Source organism: Pseudomonas pisciculturae (assembly GCF_015461805.1).
Classification (GTDB): domain Bacteria; phylum Pseudomonadota; class Gammaproteobacteria; order Pseudomonadales; family Pseudomonadaceae; genus Aquipseudomonas; species Aquipseudomonas pisciculturae.
Genome location: NZ_JACVZE010000003.1, coordinates 95,315 through 119,455 on the forward strand (window position 1 = coordinate 95,315; position 24,141 = coordinate 119,455).

Annotated in this window: 10 protein-coding genes; 6 read left to right on the top strand and 4 right to left on the bottom strand. The window is 58.8% G+C overall.

Translation table 11 applies throughout. The annotated features are described in order from the left end of the window. Positions 1–2 precede the first annotated feature (2 nt). Positions 3–5,894: a DUF4329 domain-containing protein gene (locus ICY20_RS09555; RefSeq protein ID WP_194937358.1), complete on the bottom strand. Its 5,892-nt coding sequence runs from the start codon at positions 5,892–5,894 to the stop codon at positions 3–5. A 348-nt stretch (positions 5,895–6,242) separates the two neighbouring features. Here ICY20_RS09555 and ICY20_RS09560 point away from each other — a divergent pair, with 348 nt between their 5' ends. The 6 genes from ICY20_RS09560 to ureC all read left to right on the top strand — a co-directional run bounded on the left by ICY20_RS09560 (position 6,243) and on the right by ureC (position 10,739). After that, entirely contained in the window at positions 6,243–7,082 is an 840-nt protein-coding gene (locus ICY20_RS09560; protein ID WP_194937359.1) for an urease accessory protein UreD, read from the top strand. A gap of 161 nt (positions 7,083–7,243) precedes the next feature. Beyond that, a complete protein-coding gene (locus ICY20_RS09565) occupies positions 7,244–7,546 on the top strand; it encodes an urease subunit gamma (protein WP_159962695.1) in 303 nt (100 codons plus the stop codon). Positions 7,547–7,554: 8 nt separating this feature from the next. Then, positions 7,555–8,067 (top strand): GNAT family N-acetyltransferase, encoded by a 513-nt coding sequence (locus ICY20_RS09570; protein WP_159962696.1) that lies wholly within the window; start codon positions 7,555–7,557, stop codon positions 8,065–8,067. Between the two features lie 4 nt (positions 8,068–8,071). After that, on the top strand, positions 8,072–8,605 hold the full coding sequence (locus ICY20_RS09575; protein WP_159962697.1) for a GNAT family N-acetyltransferase: 534 nt from the start codon (positions 8,072–8,074) through the stop codon (positions 8,603–8,605). Next, entirely contained in the window at positions 8,602–8,907 is a 306-nt protein-coding gene (locus ICY20_RS09580; protein ID WP_159962698.1) for an urease subunit beta, read from the top strand. Before ICY20_RS09575 ends, ICY20_RS09580 begins: the two co-directional genes overlap by 4 nt. Positions 8,908–9,038: 131 nt before the next feature. Continuing rightward, positions 9,039–10,739 (top strand): urease subunit alpha, encoded by a 1,701-nt coding sequence (gene ureC / locus ICY20_RS09585; protein WP_159962699.1) that lies wholly within the window; start codon positions 9,039–9,041, stop codon positions 10,737–10,739. A 60-nt stretch (positions 10,740–10,799) separates the two neighbouring features. Here ureC and ICY20_RS09590 read toward each other — a convergent pair whose 3' ends face one another. From ICY20_RS09590 to ICY20_RS09600, 3 genes are all read right to left on the bottom strand, one after another. Further along, positions 10,800–17,813: an NEL-type E3 ubiquitin ligase domain-containing protein gene (locus ICY20_RS09590; protein ID WP_194937361.1), complete on the bottom strand. Its 7,014-nt coding sequence runs from the start codon at positions 17,811–17,813 to the stop codon at positions 10,800–10,802. A gap of 70 nt (positions 17,814–17,883) precedes the next feature. Beyond that, positions 17,884–23,067, bottom strand: a complete 5,184-nt coding sequence (locus tag ICY20_RS09595) for an NEL-type E3 ubiquitin ligase domain-containing protein (protein ID WP_194937362.1) — start codon at positions 23,065–23,067, stop codon at positions 17,884–17,886. Between the two features lie 69 nt (positions 23,068–23,136). After that, complete coding sequence (locus ICY20_RS09600; RefSeq protein WP_159962702.1) at positions 23,137–24,081, bottom strand: DnaJ C-terminal domain-containing protein; 945 nt, start codon at positions 24,079–24,081, stop codon at positions 23,137–23,139. Between the last annotated feature and the right edge of the window lie 60 nt (positions 24,082–24,141).

Sequence of the window (24,141 nt, forward strand, 5' to 3'; positions counted from 1 at the left end):
ATTTAAGCCGATGATGCCTTGTATAACTCGCGCAACAACCGAGTACCAACATGGCCGCGAGGTTGCCAGAACGGGTCAGTTTCCAGAATGTAGAGCCGGCCGGAATTAATCAGTATCGTGATCACCTCGCTCGGCGTCGAGACCCGCTTTTCACTGGTAGGATCAATCCAACCGGAAAACAGCATGTTGGTTTCAGCGCTTTGAAAACTGGGCAGGTAGAGCAACAGCGCGCCGTCTCGGGGGGTGAAGTAATAACGCGCCCCCGTCACATTGTTGCCTCGGAACATATCAATGAATGTGCCGATTTCCGGGCGCCCGATGAAGTTATCGGCGAGCGCCTGTTGATGGCGGTTCGCCTGAGGCGGCTGATTGTCAGATAGCTTGTTCAACTGTTGCGCGCCGATGATCCGGTAACCCTGTGGGTAGCGAACGTCACGGGCCGGACGCTGGGGGTTGATCGCACCGGCAAACAAGCGTCGGGCCGCGGGCGTTTCCCCCCGCGCCCATCCAGTACTCAGGCCACTGTCGACCAGGGCTTCGCTCACCAGGAACGTGTCATCCGCGACATTGGCCAGTACGCAGGCCAATCGCGGCGTGCTGCGTTCGTGACGATGGTGACGCCACTGGTAGCGGGCCGCATCATCAGCGTGAGCAAACAATGGTCCCAAGGCGACTCGCTCGCTGTCACCTGGCGTGAAGGTGAACGCCTGCCGTGGCAGCCAGCTGGAACCGACTATCCCCGGAGTTGCCCAGATCTCCCCGATGCTCAATACCTTCAATTCACCCGCCCGAGCCACCTGGCGGATATAGTCGACCGGGTTGAAGGCTGCATTGAGTTTTTGCACATAGCTCTGCAACCGCAGCTCACTGCCCCAGTCAGCGTCGATGGAGGTGGCTCGATAGCTGAGCAACGCACCGTCAGCGCAAGACAGATAAAGCGGTAGGTGTTCAACAACGCGCGCAGTGTTGCGCGTCAACACGCCGATTGCTGCACTCAGCAGGCGTGGCGGGATGAAACTGCGGTAGACCGGCGATGCGGTCAGCTCGTCCGGTTGGCGTGTCGGAGCACACAGGTAGAGCCCTTGGATTGTCCAGCCGGTGGGCAATTGGCCTCGAAAAAATACCTGGTCTGGCGATAGTTGTAAGTTATGCACCTTGACCGGCAGGGTGGTGATCCAGTGATTATTTGCCGACTTGAGAATAAAGCCGTACCTCAGTTCAGTGCGTGCGCCGGCCTGGTGATGGGCAAAGCGTGCCACATCATCGATATGGCTGAACACAGGGCTTAAGGCGCGGTTCGCGATCGCATGAAGGCCATCTTCAGGGGCGGTAAAACCGTAGGAATAGAACCAGCCCGCAGGCAGTTTGCGTGCGCTCCCCCACATACTGTTGCCCTCCACAACCGTCATAGAGGCCGCTTTCAGCACGAGATTGACATACTCGGTCGGCGTTTTGAGCCCGTCACGCAGTTGTTGCTCAATCTCATTGCTCTGAGGATTGTGCGGCGTTCGGCTGGAGGGCGACAGGACTTGCTTGAACTGTTGAAAGCTCAAGGTTCGCTGCGTTCGCTGCGCAACGCTGAGCAGGTCCTCGTCGGGGTCGTTGCAGGTAAAACTGATCACCGAACCATCCGGCCCGAACAAGTATTCACGGCTCCACAGATGATTACACTCGAGTGCTTTGCTCAGCACCTCAGTGGAAAACATATTGCGATACACCGCCAGTTCTTTTTCAGCGAGCGGGAAACCGGGCAAAGTGTCAGGGCGAGACCGATAACGCGCCACCATTTTCATGCTTGGCGCGAGAAAGTCCATGCGCACATCTTCATCCGGCAGAATCCATTTTGGGTCGAAATTTTCAGTCGTGACGGGGAGAGGTTCGGTGGCGACATACTGACCGTCCACTCGCCGGAGTATCAGCCCTCCATATACGTGATCTTGGTGATCCTTAATCAGTGCTTTGGCGTAACGTGCGGCGTCGTCCTCACTGAGAAACGCCGGGCTCAGGGCACGTCGACTGAAATCGGCGAAAGGCACCCAGTCCGTGCCCAGCTTGCCTGTTTCATCCCAACATTCGCTGGGCTGGATGACGCTCAACCAAGACTCTGCAATAACCTTGCGCACAAACTCCTTCGCCGTCAATTGCCCACTGGCCAGCAGGGTGTGAACGTCTTCGAAACTGCCAGAAGCGTGCGGTCTTGCATCAAATAGACGAGTCGCCACTGGCGTCTGGAATTGAAGCAGCGCATTGTCCAGCGTGGAGATATACACGGGCAATGTGATCTTCAAATCCTTGTCGCGCCAACGCTTAGCGACGGAGAAAGCCTCACTCAGGTCCGAAGACGAGAGGAAATACCTCGCAAGCCAACGCTGCGCACCCTGCAGTGATTCCGGCATCCACTGGCGCGCGTAGAAGAGCCCATACAGGGTGAAACCGGAAGGAAAAATGAAGCTGCCGCCCGCGTCGGTCTTGAACAGGCTAGCCACATTGAGCAACGGGTTCTTGTCATCACAAGGAACGGCCTCGGACACGACATAGGCGTCTTTATGGCCATGCTTCAACACAAAACGAAAATCTGTCTGCGAGGTTAGGTAACTACGCGTCTGTCGCGAATGAACATCAAGGACAGCCTCCTCGACACTGGAAAATATCGCCCCGAAGGCCACTTGGTCGGGTCTTGCATAGGCTGTCTCGGCGGCAAAGGGTTGCCAGTCTTGCGCCAGCTCAACGCTGCGGCCCCACAGTGGGTTGCCCCGCACAACGCGTAGCCCGGTGGCGGCCAGCTTCCTGACCCATTCCTGCGGGTCAAGCTCCTCCCGAGCGCGCTTGAGGTCCAGTCGACTGCCCTGGGGTCCTGGCTCCAGCAGTTCGCGCAATTCTCTTTGTGCAGCCGAAGCGGTGACGTCATAGGCGATCAAGGCATCTTCAGCGCTGGACAGATAAGCCACCGACAACCCGTAACGATTGTCCATGATGTGGCGCAGGCCGGTATCAGCGAACAGTTGCCAGTCGATCAACGCTTGCGTGCGCGACCAGCGGTACCGAACCATCCGCTCGCTGCTCATCATTGCAAGCGCCCGACACGAGGCGTACTGCCCATAAAGGGTGTGCAGAGGTGGCAAAATGAGCGCCCCAGCGTGGTCTGCGGCAAAGATACCCCGGATTGCAAACCGGTCATCCGCGCGACAGGGTCGTGGCAGGGTAGCGACAAATCGTTGGTCAGCGGTTTTCAGTATGAGCCCGCACAGCTCACCGTAACGCTGCGAGCCAATTTGCTCATGGACGAAGCGCGCGGCATCGTCGGCCGTTAGAAACGGCGCGCTGAGGGCGGGCTGAGGATAGAGCGCAAAGGGTTTCCATCGTTCGTCGACCAGGCCGACGACGTCCCACAACGTGCCGGTTTTCAACACCGACAAGCGACCTGCGGCGGCGACCCGCATGACGAACTCACTCGGGGTCAGCGTATCTGCCAACAGCTCTGCCAAGATGCCACTGTCGGTCACCGCGCCGGTAGGCGTTACGCCATAAAGCTGACTTTCCAGCGCGGTCCCACTGAATTGATATTCCAGTTGCGCACCGTCACGCGTATTGAAGTAAAGGGTCTTAACGGTAGCGCCTGATTCACGAGAAGCTGCGATCGCCACCGCCAGCTCGCCCGGCGCCAGAAAACACTCATACAACCAGCGTTGTTCGACATTTTGGCCCAACGCTGGGCGGGATGAAAAACACATCCCGTGCAGCTCAAACCCACCGACCAGCACTGGGCGCCCAAGTGAATCACCCGAATAAACTCTCAAGCCTGAAGCGGTGTCCGCAAGCGCCGCCACATACTGGTCAGCCCCTGGGTCTTTAAGGATAAATACGACAGATTGATTGCCAGCGGTTAGCGCCAACTGTTCGTGGCCGTATGTTGCAGCCGTGGGTGCATCCTGAAATATCCAACTGTATACGGGCGGGACAGCCGATGCGGCGACGAAAGGCTTGAACGGCGCCCAATTTGCTGGCACACGACCTCGGCTACCCCCCCAGACCCGGCTCGTAACCAGAACGGAAAACTCACCCAGACGTGCAAGTTTTCTGATCATTTCAATCGGCGTGCCGTCAAATCCATCCAGTTGGACCTTAAACGCTCCGGTGCGTATAGCCTCCTGCAGAAACGCGCCGAAGGCGCTCTCAGCTTGCGATCCACTGCGGACATATTTGACCAATGAGCCAACAGAGCTCGAATGATAAAACGCAGGTATCTTTTGGTCGATTCGCAGCATGCCTGCCACTGAGAGATGAACAGGTATAGCGTCGGACAGCGCTGCAAGTTCGCCTGGCGAGAGTTCGGACCGCACCGTCTCATCAGATAGGGGAGGCAACTGGGTCTCGTCAAAGAGGCTGTGGGCGACAAAAAAACCGTGGACCCGATAGCCTGGCGGCAATGCCATGGTGTCGAAGGTGCTGACATCCGCGGGGCCCAGATACTTGACCATATCAGGCTCGGAAATCGGAGGGGTTGACACAAACCGGCCATCATTTCGCTGAAAGACCAGACCAAGCATGTCCCCGCTGCGATCGAGGACGCGATCATGCAAATAACGGGCGGCATCGTCTGCCGTGATAAATGCCGGGCTCATGACCGCCCGCAACTGATCGACCAGAGTCACTTCCGGCAAAACTCGACCGACGGTTAGCCATGAACTGCCAGCCCTCAAAGTCTCCAACTCGCCAATGCCAGCCATATGCGAGATGAACTGGTGCGCGGTTAGACGACCGTCTTTCAGTTGAGCTTTAGCGGTCTCGGCGCCCCTACCCAGATACTGCACTTCGCTATCACTTGCAGAAAACCGGTAAGACAGCAATGCGCCATCGCCGCTTAACATGACTAGTCGCAGACGTGGCTCCTGCAAGTACAGCTCAGGCGATGTGCGCAGTTGTTCCGCTACTCCGGCAATTAGCGTCGGGGAAAAGAAGTGGCCACTACTCGGGGTTTCGCGTGTGCCCTCCCAACAGTAAAGGGAACTGATTCGAAAATTGGCAGGCAGCCTTACCCCGCCATCCGGGTTCAGTGGGAACAACTGCTCTGGGGGGGTCAGCCTAGTGGGCTCCCACTCCTTCACCGTGACGAGGTATTCCTCTTTGTCGATGGACTTGAGTTGGTAGCCGACCAAGGACGTTGCCCTCTCCCACAAGAGGTCGCCGAAGTTCGGGCTGGATGTGATCTTTTCGAAAAGCGGCTGCAACACCTCTGCCGCCAGCGGTACGCCCACCCGCCAATCTTCGCCGACACGCCCACGAATACCACCCCATGCCTTGCTGGCAAACACCACACTCAACTCGCCGGCCCCAGCCATCAACGGGATGTAATCGGTAAAAAAATCAAACGGCCGACGGTCTTCGGGCCGCAGACGACTGATGAGTTCATGCTCTCTTGCCGAACCGCTGACCACGTACTTGATCAGCGCGCCTTCCGGTCCAGATAGGTAATGAGCGGGCACATCGGAGCCATTCTCGATGATCAACTCAATGTCGGTGTAAGAAAACATCCCGGAATAAACAGACCACATCTCATCGGGCACAGTAGGCTGTCCAGCCGGTTGGGTCTGCTTCGGATGTGAATGGTAAAACGCGTACGGTGTGTAGCCATCGGGGAAAATCATCTTGCCTTCAGGGCTTACCGTGACTAGATCGCTACGAACAAACTGCCCTTTACTCGGCTGAGGTATCGAGGCGAAAAACCGCGTGCCTTTCTTTAGAATTACACCGCCGTACTCAACGCTACGCCCACCACCAATATGCCGATGCGCCCAATACGCAGCATCGTCCGCGTGTAAAAAAGGCCCTTCCAGCACCGTTTTGTCTACTGAGGGGGAGGGATTATCGTTTTGACTCAATTGATCCAAGGTCACCATGGGCTCCTTCAGGGTTAAGGATTAAGTTCAAACATCCTCAACCAACCACGCCGACGCAGTGCACTACATAGATTACGACCTCTTGACTGGACGATGCCCCAGCCCTGGAATCTCCTGCGGCAAGCATGACCTGGCACCAAAACAATGCAGCCGCAGAGCTTCGCCCCAAACAAGTGCAAAACGGGTGCCGGTGACCTGTCGTTGCCTGCGCAGCCACGCCCTAAAGTCAAAGCGGGCATAGCCCTTGCTAGCACAAACGGAACCCAAAGATATTTGCATAGCGAGGGCGCGCGCCTCATGTTGCTGCGCACTAATCTGTAGCATCCTGACGACAATCACTACGCCATGAACCTGCCCATTACCCCCGCCCTGCTCACTCCCAGCTGGCATGCCGAGCTGGAACTCGGCTACGCGCGTTTCGGCGACACCACGCGCCCGGTGATGCGCCGCCACCTCGGCCCGCTGCGGGTGCAAAAACACCTGTACGCCGAAGGCCCCGAAGTGTGCCAACACATCATCGTGCACCCACCCGGCGGCATTGCCGGCGGCGATCGCCTGGACATCAGCGCCCATGTGGCCATCGGTGCCTGGGCGCAGTTGACCAGCCCCGGCGCGGCCAAGTGGTATCGCGCCAGCGGCCCGGCATTTCAGCAAGTGGACCTTACGGTAGAAGCCGGCGCCACGCTGGAGTGGCTGCCCCAGGAAACCATCGTATTCAGCGCAGCCCAGGCCGAACTCACCACGCGTATCGAACTCATGGGTGATGCGCGGCTTTTCTACTGGGACGTGATCGCCCTCGGCCGCCCCGCCAGTGGCGAGCGTTTTGACCTGGGCCACTTCCAATCCCACCTGGATATCCGCCGCGACGGCCAATTGCTCTGGCATGAACGCCAGCGCATTGTGGGTGCCGATGGTTTGCTCGATTCGCCCATTGGGCTGGATGGGCAGCCGGTGTTTGCGACGTTGTTGCTCACCGGTGATATCGACCCTGAACTGCTTGAGCAATGCCGCGCCCTGCCCAATGCCGTGCGTGGCGACCTGACCCAGTTGCCCGGCTTGCTGGTGGCCCGTTGTCTGGCCAGTGAGGCACTGTTGGCGCGGGGTTGGTTAATTGATTTATGGACATTGCTGCGCCCGGCAGTGCTAGGCCGGGAGGCCGTTGCACCCCGAATTTGGAGCACATGAAGATCAAAATGTGGGAGGGGGCTTGCTCCCGATAGCGGCCTATCAGTATCAGATGTATTGACTGACACACTGCTATCGGGAGCAAGTCGAATCGTCGCACCGCCTTTCCCACATTGGATCTCTGGTGTATTTGAGAATGTATTTATGAAGGATCTTGAGCCATGGACCTGACCCCACGGGAAAAAGACAAACTGCTGATCTTCACCGCAGGCCTCGTCGCCGAGCGCCGCCTCGCGCGCGGCGTGAAGCTCAACTACCCGGAAACCATCGCCTACATCTCCGCCGCCCTGATGGAAGGCGCCCGCGATGGTCGCACCGTGGCCGACCTGATGCATTTGGGCACCACCCTACTCAACCGTGAACAGGTGATGGAAGGCATCCCGGAAATGATCCCGGATATCCAGGTGGAAGCCACCTTCCCCGACGGCACCAAGCTGGTCACCGTCCACCAGCCGATCGCGTGAGGCCGATGATGATTCGTGACGCAACCCAAAACGATTTGCCGGCGATCCGCTCGATCTACAACGACGCGGTGCTCAACACCACGGCGATCTGGAACGAACAACCGGTCGACCTGGGCAACCGCCAGGCCTGGTTCAGTGCACGGCATGCCCAGGGTTATCCGATTTTGGTGTCGGTGGAAAACGATGAAGTCACCGGCTACGCCTCGTTCGGCGACTGGCGGCCGTTCGAGGGCTTTCGCTATAGCGTCGAGCACTCGGTGTATATCCGCAGCGACCAACGCGGCAAGGGCCTAGGCCCACGTCTGATGCAAGCGCTGATCGAACGCGCACGCGACGGCGGCAAACACGTGATGGTCGCCGCCATCGAAAGTGGCAACCAAGCCTCGATCCGCCTGCATGAGCGCCTGGGTTTCGTCACCACCGGGCAGATGCCGCAAGTGGGCATCAAATTTGGCCGCTGGCTGGACCTGACCTTTATGCAACTGGCCCTGAACCCGGGCGCCGAACCGCCCAAGGAGTGAACTCATGAGCGCTGCGCAACTGCGTCGAGTCAATGCTGAAAGTTTTGCCCACTACCGCCTGGGGTTGGTCGAGCTGTTGCTGGACGCGGTCAAGCACGGCGCCTCGGTCGGGTTCATGGCCGACTTCGATGAAGCCCAGGCCCGCATCTATTTGAGCGGCGTACAGGCCAGCATCGAAGACGCCAGCCTGTTGCTGTGGGTGGTGGTGCGTGACGAACACGTGGTCGCCAGCGTGCAGTTGGCACTGTGCGTCAAAGCCAACGGCCTGAACCGCGCCGAGGTACAAAAACTGCTGGTACACAGCAGTGCGCGCCGCCATGGCCTGGGCCAACAGTTGATGAACACCCTGGAACTTGCCGCGCGCCAGCACAAGCGCGGCCTGCTTTACCTGGACACCGAAGCCGGCTCACCGGCGGAGGCGTTCTACCAGTCGCTGCGCTACACCAAGATCGGTGAACTGCCCGACTACTGCCAAAGCCCGGACGGGCGCTACAGCCCGACCGCCATCTACTTCAAGACCCTGGGGCAACCTGCATGATTCCTGGCGAATATCAGATCCAGCCTGGCGAGATCGAACTCAACGTGGGCCGCCGCACCGTCACCCTGAGTGTGGCAAACAGTGGCGACCGGCCGATCCAGGTGGGCTCGCATTATCATTTTTTCGAGACCAATGACGCGCTGACGTTTGATCGGGCGGCGAGCCGGGGCATGCGCTTGAATATTCCGGCGGGGACGGCGGTGCGGTTTGAGCCGGGGCAGAGTCGGGAGATTGAATTGGTGGATTTGAGCGGGGGCAGGCGGGTGTTTGGGTTTGCCGGGCGAGTCATGGGTGACCTCTAGGGCCTCATCGGGGGCAAGCCCCCTCCCACATTTTGACCGCGTTCGCCTGAACAACACCGACCCCATGTGGGAGGGGGCTTGCCCCCGATAGCGGACTCACATTCAACACACATTTTTCAGGGCACACACACATGAAAATCACCCGCCAAGCCTACGCAGACATGTACGGCCCCACCGTCGGTGACAAGGTCCGCCTGGCCGACACCGAGCTGTTCGTCGAGGTCGAAAAAGACTTCACTGTCTATGGCGAAGAAGTCAAATTCGGTGGCGGCAAAGTCATCCGCGACGGCCAGGGCCAAAGCCAGTTGCTCGCCCATGAGGTGGTCGACACCCTGATCACCAACGCACTGATCATCGACCACTGGGGCATCGTCAAGGCCGACGTGGGCCTGAAAAACGGCCGCATCCATGCCATCGGCAAGGCCGGCAACCCGGATATCCAGCCCGGCGTGACCATGGCCATCGGTGCCAGCACCGAAGTGATTGCCGGCGAAGGCATGATCCTCACCGCCGGCGGCATCGACAGCCACGTGCACTTCATCTGCCCGCAGCAGATCGAAGAAGCGCTGACCAGCGGCGTCACCACCATGATCGGTGGCGGCACCGGCCCGGCCACCGGCACCAACGCGACGACGTGCACCTCGGGCCCATGGCACCTGGCGCGCATGCTCCAGGCCAGCGATTCGTTCCCGATGAACATTGGTTTTACCGGCAAGGGCAACGCCAGTTTGCCGGAACCGTTGATCGAACAGGTCAAGGCTGGCGCCATCGGTTTGAAGCTGCATGAAGACTGGGGCACCACCCCCGCCAGCATCGACAACTGCCTGAGCGTGGCCGATGAATACGATGTGCAGGTGGCGATCCACAGCGACACCCTCAACGAGTCGGGTTTTGTTGAAACCACCCTGGCCGCGCTCAAGGGCCGCACCATCCACACCTACCACACCGAAGGTGCCGGTGGCGGCCACGCGCCAGACATCATCAAGGCCTGCGGTTTCCCCAACGTATTACCGAGTTCGACCAACCCTACGCGCCCCTTCACCCGCAACACCATCGACGAACACCTCGACATGCTGATGGTCTGCCATCACCTCGACCCCAGCATCGCCGAAGACGTGGCCTTCGCCGAAAGCCGCATTCGCCGCGAGACCATCGCCGCCGAAGATATCCTGCACGACCTCGGTGCGTTCTCGATGATCAGCTCCGACAGCCAGGCCATGGGCCGCGTCGGCGAAGTCATCATGCGCACCTGGCAGACTGCCGACAAAATGAAAAAACAACGCGGCCCGCTGCCCGGCGACGGCCCCGGTAATGACAACTTCCGCGCCAAGCGCTACATCGCCAAGTACACCATCAACCCCGCGATCACCCACGGCGTGAGCCACATTGTCGGTTCCATCGAAGTGGGCAAGTGGGCCGACCTAGTGCTGTGGCGCCCGGCGTTTTTTGGCATCAAGCCGACCCTGATCCTCAAGGGCGGCGCGATTGCTTCAAGCTTGATGGGCGACGCCAACGCCTCGATCCCCACGCCGCAGCCAGTGCACTACCGCCCCATGTTCGCCAGTTTTGGCAGCTCGCTGCACGCCACCAGCCTGACCTTTATCAGCCAGGCCGCCCAGGACGCCGGATTGCCCGAAGCCCTGGGGTTGAAGAAGCAGATCGCAGTGGTCAAAGGCTGCCGCGATGTGCAGAAAACCGACCTGATCCACAACGATTACCTGCCGGACATCGAGGTGGACCCGCAGACTTATCAGGTCAAGGCCGATGGGGTGTTGCTGTGGTGTGAGCCGGCCGAGGTGCTGCCGATGGCTCAGCGGTACTTTTTGTTTTAAGGAGGGTCAATTAACCCTGAATGTGGGCTTACCTTCAGGGTTGATCGTCAGCAAGCAGGATCAGGGAAACTTGATACTGATCATTCGTTCGCTATACCCATAGTCCATGCGCAGCTCAACACCGGCCGGGATGTCTTCAGTCGCAAACACGGCATTCAGCATATAGGGTGTTCTGACACCTGGGCGACTGGTCGAATGTTCGGCTTCAATGTGAAAAGGCACACCCTCGACGTTGTACCCACCCGGCGCTTGCCTTATCGGCTTGCCACTGGCGTCATACTCGAAATTGGTATTGATTCTGGACGTGATGTTGTCGCCCACGATAAAAATGGGTTCGGGTTCTAGGGTCAGCGAATCCGGTTTCATCTGGTGGCCGACGACCATGCCAAACGTACTCTCCGAAGCGACAGACACGCCAGGGGGAATAATGACACCGCCGTAAAGACCGACGGTTTCCCCTTTAGCGATACGGCGGTTGGCAACCACCATCGATTGACCGATCAACGCTTTTTCCCCTGGGACTTTCACGTCTTCGGCGGTGAACGTTCGCCACTGCAGCTTCTCTTCATACAGTGCCCCGACGCGCTCATACCCTTCAAACCTGATGTACGGTTTGAGTGGTGCCGAAGAGTAGGTACGACCCGATTCCATTTTTGCCTGTGTCTCCAGGCCCTTGATGCGAATGGGTCTGCCCTGAAGATCACGCAGTGGGTATTTACCGTTGTTGGCGCGGTTATACGTACCCAGCTCATTGGTCAGGGTTGCAAAGTGCGTCTCCTGCCTCATGAAGCGCAGTTCTGCCGAGGTGTAGGGCGACACCGGCATGGACTCCGATGCCGGTTCAAACTCATCGTCAGACGAATCCGTGCGCATCCCCCCGACCTGGCCTCTACGCCTCCAAACCCCTTTTACATCGGGCTTGGCCACAATCCCACTGCTGGCCAATTCGAACGGGTTATTGGGGCTCTGCACCCGTAGCAGGTAATGCTGCCCATCACCGGCATCCGGCATGCTCGTTATAAAATACCGCTTGCCGTTGAACTCAATGGCTTGCGCCTCTGACAGCGCCAACGCAAATCCAGGTCGCTCAGTGGGGTCCGTCAGGGTTTGAAGGGGCTCTCGAGGCAGCAGGCGCTCAGCGATCTCTTGGCGACTCAGCGCATCGATCAACGCCGCATCTTCAATCACAAGGCGAGCCTGCAAGTCCTTGGCCTGTGCGTCATACGCGGTGGCCGTGAGACTGCCGTCGGAAAAGCTCTCGTGCAAAGCGGCCAGCGCCTCTTGGTAAGGTTTGCCCTGTGACTCGAATTGCGGCCGGTATTTCTGGGTCACGTAGTCCTGCCAAAATTCCCGGGACAGCAGCGCCTGAAACTCTTCAGGCGAGTTATCCAACGCGACGATTCTGTCGTAGGCCGCGTCCAGCATCGCTTGGGTAACGTTGCCCAGCGCCGTGAACCTGACTTGCGATGGTTGCCCTGGCAACTGGAGCCGATCCTTTAGGCCATAGCGATAGGCCAACCTGATTTCGACTTCCTCCAATTGTGCCAACTGGTGGTTTCTTTGCTCCGTCGTCAGGTTCAGGTTGTTGTTAATCTTGGTTCTGCGCTGATCGATGTCGTTCAACGCGACCTTCTCGACTTCGTCCAGTCGGAACATGCCTCTGGACAAGGTTGACAGCGCGACACCCTGGGTTGAATCCATAGCCTGGAGCCTGGCCTTGTAAACCATCGTCATGATTTCCAGGTTACTGAAAGACAGTGCGGCACGATCGCAACAGGCTGCCCGGCCCGACCACTCGAACATTTGCTCGCGCAGGCTTTCGGATTCGGCGGAGTTTTCGGTGATGCTGTCGATGACCTCCCACACTCGCCGTTGAAGGTCTTCATGACCTGCGCCCGCCGCTTGCAGGTCTCGCAGTACATTGAAGAAGCCGTCTGTGCCCGCCTGCCCACGCAGATCATCCCACTGGGCTTTTCTGGTAGCCGCCTGCTCGGTGGACAAGCCTGCGGACCAGCGTTGGAACGGTGCATCGTAAGTCACCGCTCGAGCGGCGACACGGCTTGCGTTCAAAGGCACAGAAGCGACCAGCCGATTGGGTTGATTGGGCGAGGCTAATCCGGCCTGCTCAAGGCGCTCGCCATACTCTCGCACCTGCTGCAATGTGGCCTCTGACCAGGGATTGCCGCTCGCGTCGGTTACGTTATTGACCCGTGCACTCTGGGCCAGAAGCTCTTGCGGTGGCGAGATGACTGACGCCGGGATCGTCGTCATCTGGTTGCCGATGAGGTCTATGCGGTCCAGCAGCGGTTGCTCGGCCAAACCGGTCGGCCAGGCAGTCAGACCTGCGTGCGCCATATTGAGCGTGCGCATATCGGTTATCTGGCTGAAATCGGGGGAAATACGCAGGTCATTATCATTGACGATTAACGCCCTGAGCGTCACACGTTCCGACAATATCCTGGCCGTTTCCGGGCTCAAGCGAATACGGTTGTTCTGTAGAAACAGACGCGTCAACCCCGGCATTCCCCCCAAAGCTGGCGGTAATTCACGCAGTTGGTTGCCAGACAAATCCAGCCAGCGCACGCCCTGGAACCTTGCGAGAAACCCCTCAGGAGACGTGGCCAGGTTCATGCGGCTCAATTTGAGCGAGCCGACATGGCTGAAGTCAGTGTCCAGGTCCGGCAGGCTCGGCAGGTTCAGGCCACTGAGGTCGAGCTCAAGGCCAATCGGTGTACCGTCGGTGGCGTGCACTTGAGGCGTCTGCCGTCTCCAGCACTTCAGAATGCGCTGCCCCGCCTCGAAACGGGCATCCTGAATCGTCGTACCGAAATCAAACAAATGCGGCCGCAAATACCGCTGATTCGCACCACGTCCGGAGAATTCCCAGGCCTGAAGCTGAGTGGTAAGCGAATCGTATTCCTGCTTGAGCCGGGCCAACTCCACATCCGCCCCTTCGCCCAGGCGCCAGATGATCTCCCTGAGCGGTTGATCGGATAAGACCTGATAGATCTGCCGCGCAGCCTCGAACCTGGGATTGCCAGAGTCAAACGCTCCAATTCTCGCACCCTCGACCAAATCGGGCCGGGTCTCACCCAAGCGCTTCCAGTACGCATCAAATATCTGCCAGTAATCCTCGGGAAAAGGATTCCCCTGCAGCGTTGTGACGCGATTGACCCTGGCCATCGCCTCTACCCGTTCGAGCGGCGGGTTCAAGTGAGCCTGGGGTACTTCGCGTAACTGGTTGAACTCAAGGTCGATCGACTCCGCAGCGGCAAGGTTCTGCAAGCCCGCTGGCCACTGGTCCAGTTGCGTCGCGTAAAGATTCAGCTCTTTGAGCCGGGTCATCGCGCTGACATCCGGGGAGGTGCCCAGCGGGTTGAGGTGCAAGTCAAGCGTCTCAAGGCCACTGAGACCGCTTAGTCTTGTGGCATTTGGCGGGGTCAGTCGGATTTGATTTCGTGGCAGCTTTAAAGAGGTCAAGCCTTGCATGTCAGCGACCGTCGCCGGCACCTCGGTAAGCTTGCAACTGAAGATCTCCAAACGTTTAACCTGAGTAAATTGTTTGAGGAACGTGTCGCCGCTCTCCGACCACTTGAAGAATCGCAACTCAAGCGTCTCGACATGACTAAAATCCCCGCTCAAGGCCGGTAATGGAAGGTCCGAAACGGGGCCTAACAGGCTTAATTTATTCCCCGTCTCCCGGCGCCAGCAGCGCCTGATTTCATTGGCCTTGACGGCCACCGCACCACCAGCACGGTCAAACTCGGTCAGCGCCGACTGCGGTGCATGTTCCGTCACCCAGGCTTTCAACGTGTTGTCCAAAGCCTCGTATTCAGCCTCCAATCGCGTGAGTACACGGAAGATATTCACGCCCGCTGAACGAATGAACTCGTTCGTTTGTGCCTCGCTGAGCGCCGGGTAGAGCTTGCGCAGCCGCGCCTCGGGAGAATGCAGTGTACGGTCACTCACACGACGCAATCGGCTACATCCAGGCCCACCGCCCAACAGGCGCATCGTAGGATCATAGGGTGGCTTAAGGATCGGATGTTCCAGCAGCACCGTGCGTAATTGAGGCCGAGGCAAAGGTGATTGCCTAATGGCTTGCTTGAGCTGCGAACTGTCACTCAGGCCCATGGCCTGCTGCTCCAGGGGCGACATTGCCTCCCAGGCCGCTGTGTAAAAGTCCCCTGGGCCCTGGGTCAAAAACTCACCGTTCTCCTGGATAACCAGCGTCCTGGCCGGCGTGATATCCGGGGAACCGATGGCATCCAATGTCGCCCCTTGCGCCGAATACTGACGTAACTCGACCCGTGTTCCACGCTGCCACCCCGGCAGGGTTTCAAGGGTACGCAAGGCCAGCCGTTGGCTGTCGATGTCCGCCAACGTATCCAGGTGCAACCCTTCATAGGCGCGGGATACGCGGGTTTCCTGCTCAAACCACTGCGCTTGCGCGACCTGGGTTTCAGGCAGGCGACCGGTGCGGCGAAATACCTGCAAATCATCAGCGCCCAGCGTTTCAAGCACATGCGCAGCCACCGCTGGCGACAGTTTTGGATAAGCGTCCAGCACCCGTTGAACATCTGGATCATCGGTGCGGGTAAAGGCCTTGAAACGTTCTTCCACCAACGTGCCTTTGAGAGACGCCGCCGTGCTGGCGATGAACTGGCGCAGTTGCTGAGCCCGCGAATGCAATGAGTCTTGAGGGCCGCCGGGAAATTCCGTAAGCGCAGGGTCATCCCCTTGCAGGGTGTACAGGACCTCGTTGAGCAGTTCGCCCCGGTCCATATTGCCCTGGCTCAGCGCCACTACTTTCCTTGGGATCGACGCCGGGCCGGCGCTTTCCCAGAGAACGTTGGCGCTACTGTCCATGATCCGAAGCAATGGCCTGTCGGGCAGCAGGCCACGGCGCTGCATGAGGTCGAGTTGCAACGCAGGGTCGGCTTTTGCATAAACCAGTGGATCGGTACTGTTCATCTGCTCGACGAACGTCGTAAGCGCTTGATGGATCTCGAAGCGATTGAGGGTTTCCTCAAGCACCCGCGGGAGCGGTTCATGATTGACGAAGGTTTCCCGCAAGGTATCCGGCTCTACCCCGCTGATACGGACTTGATCCGCGTGCTCGGCCAACCCCAGTCGCTTGAGCAGTGTAGGGTCGTCCCAGGTTAACGGTTCTTCAAGCTCATGGCTCCAGACACCCTGATGGTTATGCTCCAGTTTTGGCGCATAGGCGTCGGGCCGTGACGGGTGCTGAATGCGGTATTGGCCGGTCTCGGCGTCTTGTTTGACCTGATAATGCTTGCCCTCCAGCGGCAACACCGTCTGGTCGTTGACCGCATGCAGCCCCAGCTTGTCGGCTTTGGACTGCGGTGCCAGTTCGACCGTGGACGCGTACGGGTCAAGGTCCGCCTTCCACAACATCTGTTTGCCCGACGGCATCGTGACCGGTTTGAGATTATCCAGCGTGTTCACGTATTTGACGTTGGGTAACACTTTGGCACCGGCGGCAAAAAACGCCACATTGAGTGCCACCGAGGAGAAGTGTGCCCATGCCTCTTTCGTATCCCCCTGCTCAGCCGCTGCGATCCCTTCGTATACCTCGTAACACATCTGCGCCGCGCCAACGGCCAGCATGATCGGACCCAGGCCCGGCACCACAAAAGCAGCCACGTTTAGAATACTGAGTACCGCATCGAGATAGCTTTGCAACCGCTCGGTTCGAGCCTTGGCATCCTCGTCTCCTGTCGGCACGGCGACCGCTCGTGCATCGGCATAAATCTTCGAGGTATGCGCGTTGGCCATGCGCTCCCACAGATTGCCCCACAGGTACCTTTCACCCAGATGCAATTGCCCAGGGTTGGGCTGCAGCGGGTAATCGAGCGTTGCATCGTCGTTGCCCGCAGGCTGATACAACCGGTTGAACTGCTTGAAGAACTTGCCCTGCTCACGCTTGGGGATAAACCGGCTGAAAAAGCGCCGGTAAGAGGCGCTGTGCAGGCGCGTCCTGAGGTCTGCCATGAAATCGGCGCTTGAGGCGTATTCCCTGAGCGGTTGCTGTGGGTCATTTGGGAGATACACCAGCAGACGTTCGACCCGGGTACTATCAGCACGATCCGGGCCGATCAGCAAGGGCCCGACCAGCTCGATCCCGAAGACTTTTAATGCCGCGAAAGTGACCCGCCGGCCATCCAGGCTCACGTTCGGCGTATCGGCCAGCACTTGCTTGAGCATCTCGTAGGCAGTGTCGCTGATACCCGCCAAAACACGGCCACTGCGATGATCCGTGACGAGCTGTAGATGGGCGACCTCAACGCTGAGCACCAGTTGCTGGCGGTGATGCTCTTGCAGCTGTTGGTCGAGGGCATCGCGCTCGGCCTTCGTCGCGGGGTACAGCACCTCTTTGAGGTGTGCTTGATAACGCGCGCCCAGGTCCAGGGTGCGGCAGAGCTTGGCAAAGGCATGCGCAGGGATGGCCACGGCCTGGGAAGTGACCGCGTAGACCGTTGGAATGATTTCGCCGTCGTATGCGCTGAAGGTGGTGATGACACGGCAATCGGCACAGGTCAGCGGCTGCTCATCGTCAGGCTCAAAGTTGGCCAGTGCGGCTTCCAGCAGGGAAATGCCCTGATACCGGTCGTTGAGCGTCGAATTGTCCCGCTGCTCCAACACAAAAGCCCCGAACATGTCGGTGCGGCCGCGTGATGCCCGGTACTTTCGGGCGAAGTAGGTGTTACGAACATCGATGTCCAGCTTGAATTCTTTTTTGATCGCCTCTTTCAGCAGCTTCTCAGCAAAGTCCGCAATATCGGTGAGGCTGCCCAGGCGAGTTTCGATGGTGTTCAACGTCTCGCGATAGCGGGTGTGGGCGTCTCCCAGGATACCTTTGGCTTCAGTTGAAACGGCCCGATACCAACTGGGCAGTTGGTGCATTTCATGGTTGGCGAGTTCTTCCTGGCGTTGCGTGCTCGCGCGGTTGAACCAGGCAGGCACGCGGTCTTTCAGGAAGTCGTAATGAACACCGCGAGCGTCGGCGTTGAACACGCCGACGAGCGTGGCCGTTGAGTTGGGTTGTAACATGACGGATCGTCCTTGAGGTGAGGTTAAGACCCCAGCCTATCGAGCGATCCGGTGTTGATGGCCTGCATAGTTATGGCTTGATTTCAGCGCTTTTCCGGCCAGTCGCTTCGTCGCAAAGCCTGCGCAAAATGTTTTGGGTTTCCTCGGCCAGCGTGGCGTAGTCAGCGGTGTATTGCTCATCCGTCATCACCTGGCCAGGGCGGATATCCTGAGTGGGCTTACCCAAAGTACGCCCTGCCATGTCGATGGTTTTGCGCAAGGCGGCTTTTTCTGTGCCCGATAAGCGCCCATCGGCGGCCCATGCGTTTTGTGCCACCCGCAAATCTTCCAGCGCATTGCCTTTGTTGAGCACCACCTCGAACGCTTTGGCGTTGGACGCTTCAAGGTAAACTCGCCAAAAGTCCTGCTTGAGCAGTGACTCCCTGAGCAGGTCGCCCTCCTCCAGACTGATGACTCGCGTAAAAGCGTCATCCAGCATCCTGGGAGTCACATCAGGCTCGTCAAACTTCATGCTTCTGGATTGCCAAGGCAAATCCAGCGTTTGGGCAAGCCCGGTTGTGTACGCCAGGTAAATCTCCACCTCATCCAGCGTACGCACTGGATTGCCCTCGGTGTCGTAGCGGGTGATCAAATGCCCTTGCTCATCGTATTCGGGAAATAGCCGCCCCTGCGTCTTGAGCTCAGCCACCCGAGCACGGGCAATGCGGCCCAGTTCGTCCAGGCGTGACTTGCCCTTGGCCAAGTCCAGCAGTTCGAGCTTGACCAACGCGGGACGGCCCGCTGCATGGGCTTCCCACTCCATCACCTCAACCCCCATGGCGTTGAACAACTGCGCGCCAGCGTCTACGCAGGTAGTCGGTGCCTTGGCCATCAGGAACAGTCTGTCGCGCAGCGTGGGTTCGGCGTCAGCAGCCTCCAGCATGCGCCACACCTTGGCGGTTAGCTCGGCCTTGTATTCATCAGAGACGGCATCGGACGACTTCAATAGTTTTCTGATTTCGTTAAAAAATGGTTCCGAACCGGGCGCATCTTCCAGGGCCTCCCATACCGGCTGTTTAGCTTGCCACTCCTCTTGCGTCATTCCCGCCTTCCAAAAAGAACTGTCCCCGGCCCCCTTGGGCGGGAACTGCCGAGTTGGGTCAATACCGGTAGATTCGGCATAGCGGTCGATTGCGCGCAACACTTCAGGCGTCAACAACTCACGGTCAACCACCGTGCGGGCAATAATGGCGGCGCGATCAGACCCTGGGGCAACCTCGGGGATGCGACTGAGCCTGTTCGCGCCCAGGTCCAGCATGAATGTGCGCGGGCGTTGCGACGAGAAGAGCCCTTCTGGCCAACCCGTCAGCCTGGTGTCGGCCAGCCAGAGCATTCGCAAACCAGGCATTTGACCGACATCAGGCGCCAGGCCCAGAGGGTTACCGTCCAGCTCGATCCGCCTTAATTGCCTCAGCGACCTCAACCGCGCGACCGCCTCGGCATCCAGAGCGATCTGGTTCTCCGCCAGCCCCAACTCCCAAAGGCGTGACATCTGCGTGATAGCTGGAGGCAGTTGCGTCAACTCGCACCCTTCAAGATTCAAGCTGATCAATCGGGAAAAGTTCGTCAGAAAGGGCACGTTTGCATCGTTGAAGCCTGTGCGCGAAAAATCCAGCCGGGTAACGTGTGAAAAGTTGGCGCTCAATGCGGGCAAGCTTTGCAATTGCAGTTGAATCGCCACATCTTCCAAGTGAATCAATTGGCCCAGGTATCGGCCAGTAGCGTCATAGTGCCTGGGGCCAATTTGTCGCCAAGCATCCTTGAGTGCACGAACAATAGCGCTCCTGATCCCCAACTGTTCACGATAGGCAGGGCTGCCGAACTCACCCACCCCTTCAATTTTGGTGCTCAACCAGGTTTGCAGGGTGGCATCCAGGGTTTTGTACTCACGCTCAAGCGCCTTGAGCCACGTATCGTTATGGGGGTCGTTGGCAGCTCGCAGCGCCGTCAATTTTTCATCGGTAAAGTCCGGGTACAGGCTGCGCAGGCGCTCCAGCGTGATTCGGTCCCAGTCACTCTGGCCAGCGCCTCGACCACTTAACGGGTACCCGACGCGATTGCCTGGCAAGGCACTGGGCGGCACGAAAAACGGCCGGCTCTCAGGCACCATATGCAGCACCCTGCTCAGTTGTGGCCGAGGCAAGGCATGTTGCTGGATCAACGTCTTCAACGCCTGCCCTTGACCGACATGGGGCAGGCCCAGGGACAGTCGATGGGAGTCGGTCAGCGCGTGCTGGATCGAACCATAGAGGCTATTGATGACGTTAAGTGAATTGGCCTCCTCATCGAATGCCTGATAGCGGCCTTGAGAGGTCCACACAATTACCTTACGGTTGGTTGCATCGACTGGGCCGAAACTGGCCCGTACCCGCCCGTCATAAGTGAGTTCGCGCACCTCCAGGCGCAAATCGTCCTGCCAGCCCGGCAGGGCTTCCAGGGTGTTGAGTGCCAAGGCCTCGGTATCCGGGTTGGCCAGGGCGTCCAGGTAAAGCCCTTCATAGGCACGCACCAGGCGCATTTGGCGCTGCATCTTGCGCGCCTGTTGGGCAAGCCTGAAGGGTATTTTCCCGGTGTTCTTGAGGGACGCCAGTTCATCGGGGCGGGCAGCATCAAGCAACTCACGACCCATCGTGCTCGGCAATCCCTTGAAATCACGTTGCAAGACTTGCAATGCCGGGTCGGCGGGCGGTGTCTGGTCGGCATACAAACTGTCAAACACGCGCGCGCGTTGCGCGACCGAAAAATCGGCGAGCACCGTCTTGAGCAACACCGCACGTTGCACCGTGTCCTCTGGAACGTACTGATGGGCATTGCGCAGTATTTGCGAAACCTCTTCTTTGCTGAGCGTACCCACTATCCGTTCGGGCAATTTACCGGCCCTGAGGTCTTCCACGCTGATGTTGAGCACATTGGCCGCTGAGGGCCTTCCAGCGTCGAAGCGAACGATCTGTGCCGACGCACCTTCGCCCTCCACGACTTCAATAGCCCAGGAGGTCGGCCAACCGGGAAGCTCGGTCGACAACGGCGCCGCATACTGTGCCAGCGGACTGGGCAAACCGCCGTTGCGGATCAACTCGCTCACCTTCACTGCGTCGGCGTAGGCGCGAAACTGCCTGGAGGTGTCCAGCATTAAGGCCGGGGCGGGGTCGCTTTCTGTGTGCAGACGGCGCAACACTTCATCCGGCACATCACTGACGATACGAATCTGCTCCAGCTCAATGTCGGTAAACCCTTCCATTGCCGGCCCCTGGCGCCGCATCAGACGTGGCTGCTCCCAGCTCAGCGGTTGCTCCACCTCATTGAGCCAGCCACCGGTGCCGTTGTGGCGAATCTCAGGTTGATAAGCATCGGGCCGCCGGGGATGTTGAATGCGGTACTTGCCGGGATACGGGTCTTTTTTCAGCTCCAGGGGCTTGCCTTCCAGCACCAGGATCTTGTCGCTGCCGTGGCTGTGCAAACCCTCTGCCGAGGGCACCGAATCGGGCGCGATGTTGATATTGCGCACGTAGGGCTTGAGGTCCGGCTTCCATAATCGGGTTTTGCCGCTGGGTAGCTTGACGGCCTTCAAGCCCTCGATAAACGGCGACACGGTAAAATGGAACACCGCCCCTCCAACCCCGAGCACCACCAGGTTTTCGATCACATCGCCCAGGTGCTTCCAACCGGCTTCACGGTCACCCGTGCTCAACTCATGGGCCCCTTCAAACACCTCGTAAAACAATTGCGCGGCCGTCACCGCAAGCATCGCGTAACCCAAGGGCGGAACCAGCATCGAGACCGCGTTCAATACCAACATGCCCAGGCCCAGGTAGTGCGACAAGCGGCGAGCACGGTTGCTGGCGTCGGCTTGTGCAGTCGGGATAGCTTGCGAATGGCCGTCGTCGAGCAATCTCGCGCCATGGCCCTCATAAAGCTCGTGCCACAGGTCAATAAATATCCAACGGTCATGGAACGCAATGCTACGGATATCCAGGTTCAACCCATCGGCGGGGATTCGAAGGGTGTGTTCAGGGTCGCCCAACACCGAGGTCATCGGCGTTGGCGCCAGCAATTTTGACCAGAACTGGCCTTGTTCAGAACGCATCCACCCCGCCGCCCAGGTCTGCGGTGGGGCGTCCACAACCAACTCGGTCAATCGGCGAAAGTAATAGGGTCGATCTTTTTTTGCCACGAACTGGCTCAAGAACGTCTGGTACTGCGTAGGCGTATTCCCTTTGGAGCGATCACTCTCTTTGGGGGCGACGCTCAAGCGATCAGTCATCTGTTGCTGCAACTCGGCAAACGACTCGTAACGTTTGATGGGGTGTTTCGGGTCGTCGGGAAACCACGCGATAAACCACGTGCCATAGCGATGTTCGCCAACAAGCTGCATAAGCACACAGCCCTGTAGAGGCAGGTTCATCAGGCAGGGCGTGCTGTAGATAAGGCGCTTTTCGCCGACTTTGATCTCTTTTTCACCGCTGGCTACTCTCAGCAGCAAGGCAAAGTCGTCGGCCTCGATATCACCCTTGAGCAAAGCCATATGCGCTGCCGCTTTGAGGGCGTCTTTTTTCCAGGTGGTGTAGCGCAAACGTAACAGCGACCGGTCGATGGCACCGCCAGGCCGCACATGGGTGTGGAGGTAGGTGTGGTATTTTCTGCCTAGGTCCAGTTCACGGCAAAGCGTGGCAAATGCGTCAATAGAGAGCGCGGTTGTCACACGCTCGAAATGCCCCAGCGTATCGTCAGGGCAAGTGATAAATCCCGAGGCACTGTTGAAGAACCCAGGCGCGGCCTCGGGCTCTTCAAAGTTGTTCAGCGCCGCTTGCAGCAGGGTAAACGTCTTGGACTTGAACCCGCCTGTGCGCCGACCGAAGGCATCTTCCACCGGGACGTAGAGCCGCAAACAGGTTTGCTCGACATCCAGTTCATGGCCGGCACGCTTGAGGGCCGCTTCCAACAGCGGCTTGGTAAACGCGACGACCGTCTGGATCTTGGCCATCTGAGCGTCCCACTGATTCAACGAGTTCCAGCTGGCGTCGACAAAGGTCTTGAGCGTGTCTTTTTGCGCTTGGGTGGCGCTGCTGTACCAGGCGGGAATTTCAGGCTTGAGCTGGCGCAAGGCGCCCCGGTTTTGCTCGGACGCCCTGATCAATACGTTGGGTATGAAACTGATGATTAACGTGAAGTGCCGCCCCTGATCTCCAGGAGGAAGCGGGGCTTGGGAGTGAGCCATGAAGCAGTACCTCATTGGGAAATGAAGAGCTTATTCATGGCCCACTGCGGTCTGGGCCTAACTATGCAGTCAGTTGCTCCAACCTTCCCGCGCGTTAAAGTCGCAGGCTTGCGCCAGCCTCGCCCACAGCGCCTTGGTGTCGTCGTCAGACGCTTTGGGCATCACGGCCTTGAGTTGGATAAACAGATAACCCCGTTCCCCGCCCTTGTTCAGCAAACCATGGCCCTTGGCGCGCATACGCTGGCCGTTCTGGCTGCCAGCCGGCACCTTGAGGTTGATCTTGCCGGTCAGCGTCGGCACGGCCACTTCTGTGCCCAGCGCCAGTTCCCACGGTGCCAAAGGCACTGTGATCACCAAATCCTGCCCTTCCACCTCGAATTTAGGGTGCGGCGCAAACTTGATGATCAGGTACAGGTCACCATTGGCGCCACCGCCAATACCTGGCGCACCCTGCGCTTTTAGGCGGATGCGTTCACCGTCGGCCACGCCGGCGGGGATCTTCACGTTCAAGCTCTTGGTCGTGTTGCTCACATGCCGGCCCGAGGCGTCGTATTGCGGCACCTGGAAGCTGATCTGCTTGGACTCGGTAGAGAGCGTGTCCTCAAGCGAGACCGTCAGCTGCATCTCCACGTCCTGGCCCTTGCGCCCGGCTGGGCGGCGCTGGCCGCCACCGAAGGCATCGCCGCGCGAGCCGAAGATCGAGCTGAAGAAGTCCGAGAAGTCCTCACCGCCGCCACCACCGCCATAACCGCCACGGCTCTGCCAGCCCGGTGGCCCCTGGAACGGTTGGCCATGCTGGCCGTATTTGCGCAGCTCGTCGTATTCGGCGCGCTTGTCGGCACTCTTGAGTGCCTCGTAGGCTTCGGACGCGTCCTTGAACTTGGCTTCGGCGTCTTTTTCCTTGCTCACGTCGGGGTGATATTTGCGCGCAAGCTTGCGATAGGCCGACTTGATTTCTTTATCGTCGGCCGTCGGCTCTACACCCAATATCTTGTAGTAGTCTTTGAAATCCATCGGCGGTTCACCATCCTTAATCGAGATCGCACAGCCTGGGGCACAACGTGCGCTGGTTTG